The organism is Paenibacillus marchantiae (genome assembly GCF_028771845.1).
GTDB classification, from domain to species: domain Bacteria; phylum Bacillota; class Bacilli; order Paenibacillales; family Paenibacillaceae; genus Paenibacillus; species Paenibacillus marchantiae.
Genome location: NZ_CP118270.1, coordinates 5093636 through 5110518 on the forward strand (window position 1 = coordinate 5093636; position 16883 = coordinate 5110518).

A 16883-nucleotide genomic window follows, 5' to 3' on the forward strand; every position below is an offset into this window, starting at 1 on the left:
TTGGTTCTTTCCAACATAACAATTATTGCGATGCAAGAATATATCGATTCCATTTCTGCTGCCAGGGGACATCGTCCCAGAAAGGATGATGCGGCGCACAGTTAGAGCATAGAGTCATTCCCCAGAAGCCAAGAGCCATTCCTTTACGCAGCGCGTACTCTGCAATGAATTTCCCAACAGGCCCCTCTTCGAATCCCGCTAACAGCGGCGTATAACCAACATATCCTTCCCCAATAACGACCGGCAAGCCAGAATGAGCCGCCCATTCGTGAGCTTCCTCGAAGCGCATATCTGCCTTTTGCAGCATAGCCAGCTTATGTTTACTATAATTGTCGTATAAAAAAAGATCCCATTTATCCGGCTCCACCCAGTCATGCAGATAGAGCAGCCTTAACCCTACCGGATTACCTTCCATTCTCCATTCTTGGTCGCGCGGTAGCGTATACTCTTCAAATGGAGGCGCATCCTCCCGCAGGAGCGATTGGACAAATGAGCCGGGAAAAGGCGCCTGCTCATCATCAATTCCAGCCGCTTCGGTTAATTCATTCAATACCCCTTTGATATAGAGATGGAAATGTGCAACCTGTAAATTTCCCGCTACATAGGATTTGGGATAGGCTTCATTTAATGTATAGCTTGCTGTCATCAAAATATCCGGGTGGACACTTCTAAGATAACCTACGGCCTCTTCAATATAAGGCTGCATGGCTTCCACCAGTGCCGGTACATTGGACGGGGCAATGCCTCGAGCGGTTCCAATCTCGGTCAGTTGCCCGAACTCCACCTCATTATGCAGCTCCGCGTAGACGATCTGCTTGTCGTATCCTTCCGCTTTTATATACCGGATAAGCTGATCCATGGATCTCGCAATAGCCATAAACCGCTCCTCCGGAGCTATGGCAGCCAGTTCATCGCGCAACCCGGGAAATGCCAGGAAGCTGGGGCTCTGCTGATATTCCCAAGAAGACAGGATGATATAACAGCCATGGGCCTTGGCCTGTCTGAACAACTCCAGCAAATGTGCATGTCCATCCAGCTGGGCGCCACCTCGGCAGTTGTACCAGCGTGTCCGCTGCCCGATCTCTCCAAGGCTGCCGAAGTATAATGGACCCGGCCGCTTGCCTTCCGCCGTGAACAATAAAAAGGGCATCGCACAGATTCGGATCGTATTGTAGCCCCTCTCCACTGCTTCCTTAAATCTCGCCTCAAGGTCGCTATAGGGTTCTCCCGGTAAGGTCATGGTGTACCAGGAAAAATCCCACATCGTGATGGTCAGTTTGCGCGGCAACTCCCTACGCCCTACATCCATTATCATTACACCTTCCTTTTTGTTTGTAGCAATACAGGTTTATTCTCTATAATACAGCCAATGGACAATATCTCTACATCTCTTTGATGATGGAGCATTAAGGTTGAAATCCTTCGCGCAGTCGTTGGGAATACCGTCTATGAACCATTGCCCCTTGATGATTAGGCTCCATTTCCAGAGCCAACTCAAGTTCGGTTCCGGCCTCTTTGTCACGGCCAAGCCCCAAAAGTCCCAATCCCCTCATGTACCGGCAATGGATTACATTTCGCCGATTCAGATCATCCTCAAATACTAGGAAATCCGGCAAGGATACCGCAAAATAGTCCATTTTGATATCGTCAAAAATATGCTTTTCAGCATAATCAATCAGTTTATTAAAACGGCGCTTAGCTTCCTTCCCGTTACGGAGCTTTAACCAGGCCAACCCTTGGTAAAAAATCATTTCTGGCGGCTGATCGTTGTAGAACAACGCACTTGTCGGCTCGGCTAGACCCTGTGAAGCTATGGTATAACTAGCGATGGCTTCTGTTTCCCGCTGCAGACCTTCGTAAGCCATGCCTAGATAATAATAAATATTATTCTCCTGAGTTCCTTCCAACTTACCTTCTCCCAGATTCAACGGATAGACTAATGCTTGTTGTAAATGCTGAACTGCTGCTTCATAATGACCGTTTTGCAGCGCTTGTATACCAAGCTCAGTATGAGCCAACTTATATTGCCCAGTCACTTTCCCTTCTCCACCTTCCCACGGATGGAAATTGCGCAGAGACAAGGAAGCGATTGCCTCTTGATAACGTTCAAGATTGTTTAGCAGGGATACGTATTCCACATACAGATCATCTCGCTTCTCGACCAGATCTCGCCGCTCTTCAAGGAACTGGAGGCGTTTGTCTGTTGACCACGCAAGCTTCTTACGCAGCTGATCCAGTTCAAAGAAAATACGACCATCATCCGGTGCATAAGCAAAGGCCTGTTCAAGCGAAGCTAGGGCCGCTTGCGGATTGTTCTGTTTGTTGTAATAGGCCAGCCCCAAGTTGCGGTGTACCGTCGGAAAATCATCCCGCAGTTCGCGGGATTTCTCCCAGCTCGCAATCGCCTCGATAGGTCGTTTTTTGTCATAATAAAAGTTTCCGAGGTAGTAATGAGCCTTGTCGTCCTTCGGGTTAGCATGAACTGCACTTACCAGCAGCTCAAGTTCAAACAACGTGTTTGGGAAACAATAGGTTGGATTGGCCAATTGTCCCTTACGACGTGCTTCTTGAGCATGTTCATGTTGTCCGATACGTTTATATAATTCAGCCAGTGCATAATGCAGCATCGGATAGACTGAATTTTCCGGGTCCACTATTCTTTTCCCTACTGCAATGGCTTCTTCATAGAAACCGCTGTCCATATAATCTGCGATGACATTCAGATAGTTGTGGGCGTCATCTCTCATCAATTGCTGTAATTCAGTCAGAATACCTTGTGCAGCATCCTTGTCTCCCATAGCTGTATGAGCCAAAGCCAACTCATTATATGCTCCAAAATCCGCAATATCCAATTCAAGGGTTTCAAGCGCATAGGCCTTTGCATTATCAATCAGACCAAGCTTGCGCAGCAGTGCGGCTTTCAGATTACGTGCTTTGTAGTTTCGTGAATTGCGGATGAGTGAACGCTCAATCTGCTCCAGTGCCTCGGTGTACTGGCCTTTCACGCTGGAAATCTGAGCAAGTGAGAAGTACCCTGCATCCTGCCACGCTGCCGACCATACCGATTTGTGAAAAGCAGTAAAAGCCTCCTCCAAACGGCCTTGACCACGAAGTGCTACTCCCAGCTGATAGTAGGCCTCGCTGTCATATGGGTTCGGATTTCGCCAGGTCAACCGCTCAATCGCTTTGCGGAAATACTGTTCGCTGTCTATATATAATCCACGACGAAGCAGTAAAGTTCCATAAGCTACATTCAACCGGATATCACCGTTATCCCGCTTCAATCCTTCCAGATAGTACGCTTCAGGCTCAAACGTAGCATGCCGATATTGCTCCAGATGCTTGCCTGCCAGATACAGTTCTTCGGTCGAACGCAGTTCTTCTGGTGCTGCCAGTGGTTTAGCAGCTTCAGGAATCTGTTCAATATCCGGACGTTTCGGTTGATAGGAAATCAGCACTCTGCCTTCCCTATTTCGAACCAAAAGCTTCAGATCATGCTCCTGCTCCCCGCTCTCCAGCGGAATAACCTTCTGATATACATCTACAGGGGACAATTCAACCGTTTCCTGCAAATACCGGGTTGCCGCCCCACTCAACTCCACAACGGCATGTTCGAGTTTAGATGTTGCATATACCTTGATCACTGCCTCTCCGGCTTCAGCATCAACTTCCAGATTGATGGCTGCTTCGATGGAGGCATTTTTTACGACACCGATGTTTTTGTAAGGCATGAAATACTGGGTAAAGGTCTTCTCCTCGTAGGGCTGTAGCCAAGTGAAGTCGGGCTGATTGTCTGTGTACACTCCAGTCATAAGTTCAATGTATGGGCCATCTTCATCCGTCAATTGACGGTCCCACGCCTGACCGAACTCCCCATTCCCCCAAGTCCATTGTTTCTTGCCGGTAGAAATATGATGATTCGCCACATGCAGCAATCCGGCCTCTACGCCGTGATCATATGCGCCGACGAAATTATAATCGGATTTATAAGCCATGTACGAAGTCGGAACCGGTATGTTCTTATACCGGGAAATATCAACGCCTTCCGAGTAATCCTGTTTGTAATAAGTTCCGGTAGCAATAGGAAAACGCGAGACATCCCTTTTGCCATGATCAAATACAGCCGTTACGTCTGGTGGAAACACGGATTGTGTATATTCATTAACCGCTACGGCCGGATTTGCCCACCACAGAAAGGTCTGCGGCTCAGGTGTCCGGTTGTATAATTGAGCTTGGATCTCCAAATAGGCCTTATCCGGATAAAGTTTGAAGGCTGCAGTGACTTTGGTACCGTACATCCGGTCAATCTCACTAACCCAGACTGTAGCACTGCCATCGTCAGTTGCTTCGTATTTGTATTCAACCGGACCAAATGTATTAGGACGGTGATGCTGGGGCCAGTTAAATTCAATTCCTCCGGAGATCCAAGGACCAGCAAGGCCCACCAGTGCAGGCTTAATGACGCGGTTATAATAAACAAAATCATAATTGTTCGTTTTATCAAGCGCACGATAGATTCTACCGCCGATTTCCGGCATGATCTCAATACGGATATATTGATTCTCCAGAATAACCAATTTGTAATTTTCATCATGCTTCACATCCGAGATACTCTCGATCACTGGATGCGGATACACACGACCGGTGCTTCCCTGATAGACTCTTTTCTCCAGAAACATCGGATTTGGGTCAGCTTCACCCGCCTCATATGTAGGTATCAACACGCTTGTCTCCCACACTTGTACCTGACTGGATCCGGTTGGATCCGCCTCCAGCTTGTGATCCACAGCCTCATGCTTCATGTTAGAATTGCCTCCCTTGTCTTGATAGTTATACTGTATATTCTGGCAAGGAAGGTTCCAATTGACGAAATGCGGGAAGTGATGGATTATATTCTTATTCGGATTATGAATTATGGGGGTAACTGGAATGAGTCCTGACCACATACGCAAGCGTGAAGGATTTGTAGAGCAGAAGCTATATGTACTTCCAGAATACTGGATGAAAGAACTGGAACAAGAAGAACTAACCTCTACCTTATTTATTACGGACATCGGCTATTTCTCTAATGCTCAATATCATTTCAGGGAGCGCCTGGAAGGCAGCCCCTCTCATATTTTCATCTTTTGTGAAGCGGGAGAAGGATGGGTTGAGTTGAATCATGGAGAGCGATTAATCATGCAGCAAGGAGATATGATGATAATCCCACCCGAAACTGCACATCGTTACGGGGCAATGCAGGAGAATCCATGGAGTATCTACTGGTTTCATTTCAAAGGCAGCCATTCGAATCGATTGGTGAAGATGTTTGGTTTATCTAACGCCACACTCGCTTTATCCCCAAGCGGCAAGGCCCGATTAATGGAATGGTTCCTACCTACCTATGAAATGCTGGCCGAGCGGACATATGCCCTGACTACCCATGTACATGTGGCCCAAACTACAAGACAGTTGCTCTCCGGGATTGGCTTAAATGCCGTCAAATCGGCACAAGAGAAGAAACGTGAAACTTATCTGGAACAGGCCATTCAATACATGAATGTACATATGAGTGGCTCTATTTCTCTTATGGAGTTGGCTAATCATGTCGGGGTGTCGAAACAGCATCTGATCTTTCTTTTTAATTCTGAAACGGGCGTCGCTCCGATCGAATATTTTCTACGGCTCAAAATTCAGCGGGCAGGTCATCTTCTGGATCTTACCGAACTGAGTATTAAGGAAGTCAGCTATGCAGTGGGCATTAGTGATCCCTATTATTTCTCCCGACTCTTCAAGAAGATTTCGGGATTCTCCCCATCCAGCTACCGGAAGATCCCGAAAGGCTAGCCTTTCAAAAGTTCTTTGCCGTCTTTCCTTCATTACCATAATAAAAAACCGTTGAGTCTTTAAATGGGACTGCACCCCTTTTGTGAGACAGGGATCAAAACACCTTGCAAGTTAAGTAGCCAGTCTTCGGAAATCCATCGGAGACTGGTTATTTAGTTTTGTTTGAATTCGAATTGAGTTATAGTAAGTAATGTAGTTTCGAACGGTCTGTTCAACGATGGCCGTCGTTGTAGACATCAGATCTTCGAGGTAGAACGTTTCAGACTTTAGTGTGGAATGAAACGACTCTATGGGGGCATTATCAGCGGGCGTTCCTTTTCGGGACATGCTCATGATAATGCCCTTTCCCTTTACTACAGCCTGGTAATTCTGGGACGTGTACACGCTACCTTGGTCGCTATGGAGCAGCATATTGCTTCGCTCTGGAATTTGATTCAATGTATCCAGAACTAAGCATGTGTCCTGCTTGTCCGCTATACTGTAAGCGACAATTTCTCCGTTGTACAGATCCAAAATGCTTGAAAGGTACAACATTTTGTTACCAAACGGCAAATACGTAATGTCAGTCACCAATTTTTGCAACGGAGCTTCTGCATGAAACTTTCGTTTAAGCAGATGTTCCGCTGGTTGTGCCGGTTGCCCAGTCGTTTTTCGCTTCTTGATCCTCACTCGGCATTGTAATCCCTCGCACTGCATGATTCGCTGAACTCTCTTGTGATTAATTGGACCTTCTGATCGAAGTAAGGCAGTGATCTTTCGATACCCATACCGAAACTTGTGTTGAGTGCAAAGTTGGATGACTTTCTCCACTGTTGGATCTGGGCGCTTCCTCTCAACGGCTGCCTTCCAGCGGTAGTAGGTCGCACGAGCAATTCCAAGCCATGTACAAGCCTCAGATATAGTTACTTCTTCTCGAATGGATTCAATCCAGGCGATGACGACCTCAGCTTCCACCTCCGTTCCAATTCCTTGTACTTTTTTAGCAGTTCCAATTGTTGCTTCAGGAAACGGTTTTCTGCTTTAACTTTTTCGAGCTCTGTGGAGTGACCTGGGCCTTTTCCATAGCTATATTGCTTGCCTACGGGTTGCTCCAGGCGATGAACTTCTCCTTTTCGATACCACCTCATCCACGTTTTCAGCTGTGATTCATTCCGTATCCCCAGTTTCTCCATAACTTCTTTTACGGGTACTTCTGCTAATCTCATTTCTATGGCTTTCATCTTTAGTTCCACGGGATAACTTACTCTAGTTGCCAATGCAAAAACACCTCCAAGATGATCTCCTTATCTTACGACAAGGTTTCATTCACTTGAAGGTGTTTTAATTTGTCTCTCGTTATGGGGTCAGTTCCAAATTAAAGATCAACGGTTTTTTATATCTAATAGGATCAATCCCTCATATTCTCAATTAAAAGTTAGCATCAGACTGAGCATGCTGAGGTGTGTGATGCGATATTTTTTTAACGAGTAGGAAGTACGTAAGAATCGCAACGAGACTGGTCATTAATAAAGTGAGTCCAAGTGGGACGGCAGTGTCTTCACCTGCGATACCAACCAGAGGAGCAACCAGCGCGCCTAAAAGGAAAGGAACAACTCCGAGTAGCGCTGCTGCACTTCCAGCCATCTTGGCTTGGCTCTCCATCGCAAGCGGAAATGCTGCAGTAGACGTAATACCTATGGAGCAAACAAAGAAGAACAATGGAATGACCAATGCGAACAGCGGGCCATGAACTATGGTTACCACCAAAGCTGCAACGCTTGCCGCTAGAGCAAGCCACAGTCCAGATAATAGAAGGGTCTGCTCAGGTATACGTTGTGCTAACCGACCCACAATTTGGGAACCGATGATCAAGCTGATCCCGTTCGAAGCAAACAATATAGCAAATACAGTTGGTGTGACTCCATAAATATTTTGGTAAATAAATGGTGTTCCTGCTACATATGCAAATACCCCAGCCGTCATGATTCCCTGTGCAAGCATATAGCCGACAAACTTGCGGTCACGTAGTAGCGTTCTGTAATTGCCCAACTGTTGTTTGAAGTTGGGAGCCATACGTCGTTCAGGTGGGTTAGACTCCTTCAAGCCCCACTTTGTCATTATTAATAAGAAAACGCCCAAAAATGAGAGTGAGATAAACACTCCAATCCATGTCGTGAATGAAAGAATGCCACTTCCAGCGATCGGTGCTGCCAAAGGCCCTAAATTCCCTACAAGCAACAGCAAAGAGAAGAATTTAGTGAGTTCATGTCCACTGTACAGGTCTCTAGCTATCGCGCGAGAAATAACAATTCCTGCTGAAGCCGCAAACCCTTGAGTGAACCGAAACAAAATCAATAGTCCGATATTAGGAGCAAAAGCGCACGCCAAGGAGCAAATAATATAGGCTGCCATGGAGATTAACAACGGTTTACGTCTACCGTGAGCATCACTCAAAGGACCCATAACGAGCTGCCCCACACCTAGACCTAATAAACAAGCAGTAAGACTAAACTGAACAAGTGATGCACTTGTATTGAAATTCTTTGCAATCTCAGGAAAAGCCGGTAAATACATATCAATAGTAAATGGGCCTAATGTTGAAAACAAACCCAGCAACAAAGCCAGGCCAAATACATTCCAATTATTACTCTTTATCATTGTTGATTAAATCTCCAATTCATTACGTAATTTAGTTTATTTGAATCGTCATTACAATCCATTTAGCGTTACCTATCCCCCGTTCACACCCCACATCTATGATCCTAACAAATTGTAACTGCCCTACTCCAGAAAAGCCACTTATTTTTCTTTCCTATTCGGAGTATAAGACATAGAGTTAACTGTAAGTCAATAGTTCGTTTAAAAGCAATCATAAAACCCCCTACTAGAGCAAATTATAGTTTTGCTCTAGTAGGGGGGGTTTAGACTATTAATGTAACTCGTGTTCCGCATTAGTATATCAATGCATCAGCCTTGCAGTTTCCTAAGGATTTAGTGCACAATGAGCACTGGGCATTTCGATAACTGTGAAACCTTGTGGCTGACACTTCCAAGCATCATTTCTTTTATGCCACTTAGCCCCCGGCTACCAATAATAATAAGTTGCTGCTCAGTATCCTTAGCATATTTTAATATTTCATGTGCAGGATCTCCCTTAAGATGAACTGTTTCTGAGTTAATCCCCGCAGATTTTAATTTGGATTTGGTGCGTTGCAACTGTTCCAGACTCGCTTTCTTCATTTCGTTCAATATTTCTTCCAAGAAATTCTCTGGTAAATAGGTCATACCACTCGATACATATTCCTGGCTAACATTAACCAAGGTAACTTGGCTTTGTTTGTCTCGGGCTATTTCAACGGTTGCATTGAGAAGTTTGTTCGTTATTCCAGCTTGATCAATTGCCACAATAATTTTGTCAAACATAGTTATCGTCCTTTCCGTGGCAGCTCGTAACGACTTCCGCTACCTACAAAACGGTTTCTTGCTGCTCCCATTCCGGCTAACAAAAGTAAGACCGAAGCGCCCAGCAGAATGAAAAGTGGCATATCCCAACTATTTGTCGCATCATGCAGATATCCAATAAGTGCAGGACCAATTGCGGCAAGAAGATATCCAATCGATTGCGCCATGCCAGACAATTCCGCTGCTTGATGCGCATTTTCAGTGCGTAACCCAAAAAACATCATGGATAAACTAAAGGCGAAACCTACACCAATTCCCAGTATTATGATCCACAATAATATAATATTGGAGCTTCCGTAAAGAAGCCCGAGTGTTCCCGTCAAAAGCAAAATGGTTGTGATAACCACTAACAAACGTTGGCTAGACATGCGCCCAGCAATAACAGGAACAATAAATGTAAATGGAAGCAGTGCTAACTGCATTATCGAGAGGTACCAACCTGATTGGGTTGAATCAATTCCTTGCTGCTTTAAAATTTCAGGTAACCATGCGATCAACACATAGAAAACCATGGACTGTATACCCATAAATAAGGTTACCTGCCATGCAAGAGGGGACCGCCAAACATTCACATCGTTGCTGGCCCTCTGCTGACTGGTCGTGACTGTTTGCTTCGATTGATTTCTTAATTGGGGTAACCAACAGAGAATGGCTACAAAACTTAGAACCCCCCATATTCCTAATGCTCCCTGCCATCTTAGACCTGCGTTCACAGCTAGCGGTACACTGATTCCTGATGCAATGGCTCCACATAAACACATTGAAACGGAGTAAAGACCTGTCATAGAGCCAATTTTATTGGGGAAATCCCTTTTGATTATACTTGGCAATAATACATTACATATGGCAATTGCAAATCCTAGAATTACTGTTCCAATATACAGATTAGCTGCACCAGATAAAGAACGTATTACAATGCCAATTGTCAAAAAGATTAGGGCAAGCAAAATGATACGTTCAACCCCATACTTTCGGCCTAATTTCGGTACTAGAGGCGATAATAAAGCAAAGGCTAGCAAGGGTAAAGTCGTTATCAAGCCCGCTAATGTATTTGAAATATGAACGTCATCCCTTATTAGACTCACTAAAGGACCGACTGATGTTAAGGGAGTACGTAAATTAGCAGCAATAAAAATAATGCCGAGAATGATAAACCCTATAGAGGAAGGTAGGGCTTTTGTATTTTGATTGTTCAGCATTCTTCAATTCTCCTTCTGAAATCACAGGTATTATTTGTTCCCTGTTGATTGTGAAAATGGTGCAATAATTATCCGCGCGGACAACAAAAGTATATTACAGTATATTATTATTTACAATAAGTATTTTATAATATAATTAAATTGTCTAAAAAAACAAAAATACAACTCTGAATTCCGGTAATGGAATTCGGAGTTGTATTCATAAGTGGAATTTGCGACTTTTAGAAACCATACTTCAAGGCTATATGCAGCACGGTTTCACTATTCGTATGATTAGTATAAGAGTGAGGAGAATCAGCACGAAAACTAATCGTATCGTATTGATTCAAGATGTGAATCTCTCCATTGACTTGAATTTCAATGGATCCCGTCATTACGGTCGCAATTTCAGTTGTATTCACATGATGTCCTTCAGGATGGTAGGAGCTATTGGGCTGTAAGTAAGCCCGACACATTTCAATATCGCTGCTAGCGTTTTTAAAGACGGGTTCAATAACCCAATTTTTTTGTTCATTAGAAAACCGCAGTCCTTCGCCTGCTCGATACAAACTTACAGGGTCTTCTGATTTGAACAAAGCCAAGAGTGGTAAAGATATGCCTTTTGAGATTTTCCATATGATCGCCAAAGTTGGATTTGTCTCGCCACGTTCGATATTTCCCAGAGTAAGTTTGCTTACGCCTGTCAATTCCGCTAAGTCATCTAAGCTCATGTTGTTTTCTTTTCTGTACCTTTTCAAGGCAGCGCCAATTTGTAATACAAGTTGTTTGGATTCGTCGACTTCTTCCATTAGATATTCACCTCAACAAAAAAGCAGTTATAAGCTAGTATATCGTTTATCTAGATTCTTTTCCATACGATTAGAGTTCAGAAGAAGAAGGCGAGATTTCGGCCAATCATTTATTTGTGGATGCTAGCTGCGGAACACGGGTGCCGTCATCTATAAGAATCATATAGTCGAATTTCAAACACTTCTGCCCGATCGCCACCGTGCGTTTCCTTAATGATCACCCTAATCCGTTTTGATTGGATCGGATTCTCAAGACGATGAATCTTTTTGCGAGTAAGGTTATGGCTATCACCAGCAAAACGTTCCCATTCCCCATTAATATATGCCTGCACCTCGTAGCTCTTAACCAACTCGGGAATGATCAGAAACGGTGTCTCGTGATGATGCAAATTGATCAAATCCTCATTAACATCGTCATTAAAGGTAAGGTGAATTTCCCGAATATCCACTGGTTCTGGAAGCTTGACTTCAATCCATTCTTCACGGCCATTAGTGATGGGCTCCGATATCCACAACTGTGGACCGCCAAACGGGCGGACATAGCCGTTGATGACTTTATCAGGTAAATACGCGCCAGTCTCAACTGCAAAACAGAATGGCTTTCGGACAAGTCGCTTCATCGACCATTCGATAATGGGCTGATTCGGCTGATGATCCTCCAGATCAGAGCTGACTATTGGCTTGACTCCCCGCTCAAACGCGAGGACACCGCTGATCGGAACAGCTGATGTATAGAGACTGGCTGCTTCATTCGCACGAACAATGATAAATACATTAGAAGGATCCCCTCCAAACATTGCACTGTCTGCAGGCACATCCAACCATCGATTTTCACCTGCATCGACCTGGATATGCAAAGCTTGCTTGAAGTTTGCCGGTACATAATTCTCAGGGCGACCTGTATCCCATAGTTCTATAGTGAGACTTGTAGCCTCACGGGCAGAGACCAACAGCGTAAATCCCTCAATTCCACCCTCGGTCGGGAACAGCCATCCAACATCAGTGACCAGCCGGTATTCCTCGGAAGGTTCGTTGATCAAAATTCGGGTCATCGTGCTTGAAGCCGTGATGATCCCCTTTCTCGCAAGATCAGCAGAATCCATATTTCTCAGTCCTATAATTGAGGCATCGGTCCGTAACATCGTTTGCTGCAATTCGGTTGAATGCTGCTCACGCAGCTCACGAGGCGTGATGCCTTTGATTACCGACAAGGCAGCGCCTACACCTGCCGCTTCTCCCATTACTGCACAAGTTGCCATAACGCGGGTTGTTCCAAATGCAACATGCGATGCACTGATATTACGTCCCGCAAACAGCAGATTGCTGACATTGCGGGAGTACAGGCACCCAAACGGAATATGATATATGCCATCCGCATGCAGATGTTTGGAGCCGCTCTCGCTTGCATACATCCCTTGTGGAGGATGCAGGTCGATGGACCAACCACCAAAGGCGACCCGGTCTTCGAATGGACGCTGAGAGATAACATCATTTTGCGTCAGAATCGTATCACCAAGGAAGCGACGGTATTCGCGTTTGCCTGGAATCGAGCCTACCCATTCCAACGTCATCTCCTCGGCCTGAAACTTGCCGGAGTTCTTAATATAATCCCAGATGCCATAAATAACAGACCATAACTCATCCCGAATCTGCTCATTCTCATGTACCGTATCCAGCTCGCCGCCCCATTCAATCCACCAGTAATGACAGCCAGAATCTCCACTGCGGATCACACGCTTTAGCGGAATTGGGGTTGTCGTAATGTCTTTAGCAAACGATGGAGCTACAAACCGTACCGGTTTTCCGGTATCTTTCGTATAGAACAACAGTGTGCTGCCAAGCGTAATATCATCAGCAACTTCCGGTGCCCATTCTTCCCCGAACTCATGACGGGCTTCACGGCCAATCCGGTATGCTGCTCCAGCGAGAAATCCGACGAGTCCGTCACCTGTACAGTCAAGAAAGATCTTACTTTCAAACGTAATCTCACGCTCGGAGCCCATCATCCAGCCTTTCACGCTACGAATTATCCTTGCATCCTTCTCACCGTCTGCTTCTACTTCTCTAACATCCGTATTCATAAATAGAGTCAGATTAGGTTCGGCTCTTACCGCCTCCAGCAAAGTAACGTCCCACAAATAGGGGTTGCCTTCCGGATTCCGTTGTTGATTTTGAATGAATAATTCACCCATAATGCCGGTCTCCCGGGCGTAACGGTTCACGCCATGCCCCGTTGCACCGCATACCCATACACGTACCTCGGAGCTGGAATTGCCGCCAAGTACAGGACGATTATGCACGAGGGCAACCTTTTGACCTAATCTTGCCGCTGCAATAGCGGCACAAATCCCGGAAAGTCCTCCGCCAATGACCGTAACATCGAATAATAGTTTCTCGCGTCTCATTATATAAGCCTCCTTTGAATTAGCCTTTTACAGCTGAACTGGATACACCTTGAATAATATATTTCTGACCAAGCAGAAAGATTAAAATCATAGGGATAATCGCTGCGGAAGAAGCTGCCATCATTCCGTTATAATCAACGTTGTTTTCCAAAACGAAATTTTGTAGACCAAGCGGAATCGTATAAAGCTTTGGACTCTGCAGGAAAACCAGAGCATTCTCATAATCATTCCACTGCCAGGAAAAATCGATAATCGCAAACGTTGCAAGCGCTGGTTTGGCTAACGGTAACACCAGCTTGAAGAAAATTCGAAAATGACCCGCACCATCGAGTAATGCAGATTCTGTAATCTCGTTCGGTATACTGAGAAAGAATTGACGGAGCATAAATACGCCAAATATCGAGAACATGGCTGGCAGAATTAATGCCCAATGCGTGTTATAAATATGAAGCCAGTTAAACAGGATAAACTTCGGAACAAAAACGACTTGAGGAGGAATCATCATCATGGATAGATACACGATGAAGAGGGTATTGCGTCCTTTAAATTCCGTACGGGCGAAACCATAAGCAGCAAAGGCCGACAAAAAAACGGCACCTGCTGTACCAATCACGGCAATCTTAATTGAGTTCAAATAATAAGGGAGAAAGTTATAGTTTCCCGTCCAGATTCGCTTATGGCTGGTCCAGTCCAGCTTCGAAGGAAGCCATTGGCGGAATACCTCACTAGGGGTCTGGAAGGAAGTACTGAGCATCCATAAAAAAGGGACAATCATAAACAACCCTGCAATCAGCATAAGGATCGTGACAGAAAGCTTAACCGAGCGTGTCTTCGTTATTCTAAACATAGAGCCAGCTCCTCTCTAGTAATGGACCCAGCGTTTTTGGCCGACCCATTGGATAATGGTAATGACAAGAATAACCGCAAACAGGAACCAGGAAATGGTTGACGCATAGCCCATCTCATAATAGCTAAATGCCGTTTTGTAGACGAACAGCGACAGAATCGTAGTGCTTCCGCTTGGGCCGCCGCCCGTAATCGCTTGGATGAGAGAGAAGGATTTGACCGTCATAATCAGCCCCGTAATCAATAGCATAAATGTCGTTGGACTAACAAGCGGCCATACAATCCTCCATGTAATAGTTGCTTTCCCTGCACCGTCAATACGTGCCGCTTCAAGTTGCTCAGTCGAAATCTCCTGCAGGGCTGCCAAATAGATAATCATGTTGTAACCTAACATAAACCAGATTTGCACGACGTCAATGGCATACATCGCCGAACTTGAATCGGCGAACCAACCCGGAGGCGATACAATGCCGATAAAGCGAAGTACTTCATTAATTGGCCCCTGGGACGGCTGGAACAGCAGCATCCATACAAAAGCAACAGCAACACCGCTTGAGATATATGGCAGGAAGAACATGCCTCTAAGCAATCCTTTCAAATACACGCTCCGGTTAAGCACAAGAGCAACGAGAAATGCAATTGCTAATGAGACCGGAACGGACATCAGGAATATGATCGTATATTTGATTGAAGCATAGAACTGATCATCACCAAAAAGGCGTTGGATATTATCTAATCCGGTGAACGTCCAATTCGGATTGGCGAATTGATAGTCCGTGAACATCATAAAGAAGGAGTACAAGGCAGGCAGAATAAAAAATGCCAGGATACCGAGCATATTAGGCAAAATAAATATGTAGCCCACCCAGCCTTGTTTCCGAATCCAGCTGTTCCTTTTCACAGAAAACGCCGCCTTTCTTCTCGTATGAAACTTTTTAAATACAGCAAAGAGAGAAGACGGAAGCGAAGAATCCTTCTTCTCTCTTAAGGATATTGTCAATATTCGATTATTTGATTATTTGATATATTCCTGATGGCGTTTGGCCATATTCTTAAGCGTTGTATCAATATCCTGCTCATTCAGGAAGTATTTCTCATATTCTTCCTTGCGGGCATCCAGCGCTTGCTGCGGTACATTCAGCTGGAATGATGGGAACTCACCGAACACAACGCTATTCATCGACTCTGTATCGTATTTGTCTTCAACACCTTTGAGCAGCAGGTCCATCGCCTGCTTGTTATCAACGCTCTTCGAGGATGGAAGGCGCCCTCCACTTGCCATCGGCAACATTCCGCCGTCCGCATACCACTTTGCGAACTTCCATGCCGCATCCTGATGTTTGGATTTTGCGTTAACGGAGAGCATATCACCTAAACCACCAGCATACTTATAATCCTTCTGATCGGCAGATACTTTCGGAATTGTAGCGAATGCGATTTTGAAGTCATGTGGAAAATCCTTCAGGTTATTGGCGTTGCGGAAAATAAATTCTCCTGCGGCTAACATAGCTGCTTCCCCTTTAAGGAACATTGTGTCTACCGGCATCTTGCTTGTTACTTGTTCTCCATATTCGGGCGTCGATTTGTCCACAAACATCATGTCATGTACGATTTGAAGCTGCTTTTTCCAAAGATCATTATTAAAGTTAGATGTTCCTTCCGCCGTGGTTACCCCAAGACCCGCTATGGTACCGTCAATTGCGGCGGTAAAGGCAGCATCATGCTGCATAAGACCGTACACATTTGATTTTGTTAGCGCTTTCGCATATTCTCTCAAGTCATCCCATGTCCAATCAACGGGAGGAATCGGAAGACCGGCTTCATCCAGCATGCTTTTGTTAAGCCAGATGAATAACATGTTTTTCTTTGTCGGAATGCCATAATACTTATCCCCGATTTTCCATTGAGCGGCGTCTACCCCCATTTGCTCGTCGATGTTGTAATCTGTTCGGCTGCTCAGATCCAAAGCGACTCCTGCATCAACACGTTTCTGTAAACGGTTAAGCGTGTAGTTGACGAACAAGTCTGCGTCCTGACCCGTCATGAGCGCCGTATCCAGCTTTAGGTTACCGGGGTCATCATTTACATAACGGAAGTACTCGACCTGAATGTCGGGATTTTCTTTGTTCCAGCTGTCAATCACTTCTTGAGGTCCAGCCTCGGCAGGAACAGCTCCCCAAAGCGTGAGGTTGATGGTCTCACCGGCATTTTGATTTGCCGATCCTGCACTCGCTCCCTCGTTGTTAGCCCCTCCGCACGCGCTGAGCATCGAAGCTGTCAAAGTCGTAATCAAAGCTGCCTTTAACCAATTTCTATATTTCATTTACAGTCCCCCTTATCGAGTTGATAAGCTGCTTGCTACGTCTTTAACTTTATCA

The 16883-nt window shown here is 45.2% G+C and carries 12 protein-coding genes; 1 reads left to right on the forward strand and 11 read right to left on the reverse strand.

Annotation, left to right across the window (positions count from 1 at the left end):
* Positions 1-22: 22 nt before the first annotated feature.
* Both PTQ21_RS22870 and PTQ21_RS22875 read right to left on the reverse strand, forming a co-directional pair.
* Positions 23-1309 (reverse strand): cellulase-like family protein, encoded by a 1287-nt coding sequence (locus PTQ21_RS22870; protein WP_274570553.1) that lies wholly within the window; start codon positions 1307-1309, stop codon positions 23-25.
* A 97-nt stretch (positions 1310-1406) separates the two neighbouring features.
* Entirely contained in the window at positions 1407-4802 is a 3396-nt protein-coding gene (locus PTQ21_RS22875) for a DUF5107 domain-containing protein (RefSeq protein ID WP_274567265.1), read from the reverse strand.
* Between the two features lie 127 nt (positions 4803-4929).
* On the opposite strand from PTQ21_RS22875, the gene PTQ21_RS22880 reads away from it, so the two are divergent.
* Positions 4930-5826, forward strand: a complete 897-nt coding sequence (locus tag PTQ21_RS22880) for an AraC family transcriptional regulator (RefSeq protein ID WP_274567267.1) — start codon at positions 4930-4932, stop codon at positions 5824-5826.
* A gap of 111 nt (positions 5827-5937) precedes the next feature.
* Here the strand turns inward: PTQ21_RS22880 and PTQ21_RS22885 are convergent.
* The 9 genes from PTQ21_RS22885 to PTQ21_RS22925 all read right to left on the reverse strand — a co-directional run bounded on the left by PTQ21_RS22885 (position 5938) and on the right by PTQ21_RS22925 (position 16828).
* Positions 5938-7082, reverse strand: a protein-coding gene (locus tag PTQ21_RS22885) for an IS3 family transposase (protein ID WP_274567268.1) whose coding sequence is annotated in 2 segments (ribosomal slippage) — positions 5938-6809 and positions 6809-7082 — 1146 coding nt in all. Because the reading frame shifts where the segments join, the coding sequence is not laid out codon by codon here.
* A gap of 151 nt (positions 7083-7233) precedes the next feature.
* Positions 7234-8463, reverse strand: a complete 1230-nt coding sequence (locus tag PTQ21_RS22890; protein WP_063563647.1) for a multidrug effflux MFS transporter — start codon at positions 8461-8463, stop codon at positions 7234-7236.
* Positions 8464-8796: 333 nt separating this feature from the next.
* Positions 8797-9210, reverse strand: a complete 414-nt coding sequence (locus PTQ21_RS22895) for a universal stress protein (protein ID WP_274567269.1) — start codon at positions 9208-9210, stop codon at positions 8797-8799.
* A gap of 20 nt (positions 9211-9230) precedes the next feature.
* Complete coding sequence (locus PTQ21_RS22900) at positions 9231-10466, reverse strand: CynX/NimT family MFS transporter (protein WP_274567270.1); 1236 nt, start codon at positions 10464-10466, stop codon at positions 9231-9233.
* Between the two features lie 221 nt (positions 10467-10687).
* Positions 10688-11254, reverse strand: coding sequence for a helix-turn-helix domain-containing protein (locus PTQ21_RS22905; protein ID WP_063563645.1), 567 nt, complete (start codon positions 11252-11254; stop codon positions 10688-10690).
* 146 nt (positions 11255-11400) lie between these two features.
* Positions 11401-13659 (reverse strand): FAD-dependent oxidoreductase, encoded by a 2259-nt coding sequence (locus PTQ21_RS22910; protein WP_274567271.1) that lies wholly within the window; start codon positions 13657-13659, stop codon positions 11401-11403.
* A gap of 19 nt (positions 13660-13678) precedes the next feature.
* Positions 13679-14506, reverse strand: coding sequence for a carbohydrate ABC transporter permease (locus PTQ21_RS22915; RefSeq protein ID WP_083584613.1), 828 nt, complete (start codon positions 14504-14506; stop codon positions 13679-13681).
* Between the two features lie 15 nt (positions 14507-14521).
* Positions 14522-15406 carry a carbohydrate ABC transporter permease gene (locus PTQ21_RS22920; RefSeq protein ID WP_095205980.1) on the reverse strand — a complete coding sequence of 295 codons (885 nt, stop codon included), beginning with the start codon at positions 15404-15406 and terminating at the stop codon, positions 14522-14524.
* Positions 15407-15520: 114 nt separating this feature from the next.
* A complete protein-coding gene (locus tag PTQ21_RS22925) occupies positions 15521-16828 on the reverse strand; it encodes an ABC transporter substrate-binding protein (protein WP_063563643.1) in 1308 nt (435 codons plus the stop codon).
* Between the last annotated feature and the right edge of the window lie 55 nt (positions 16829-16883).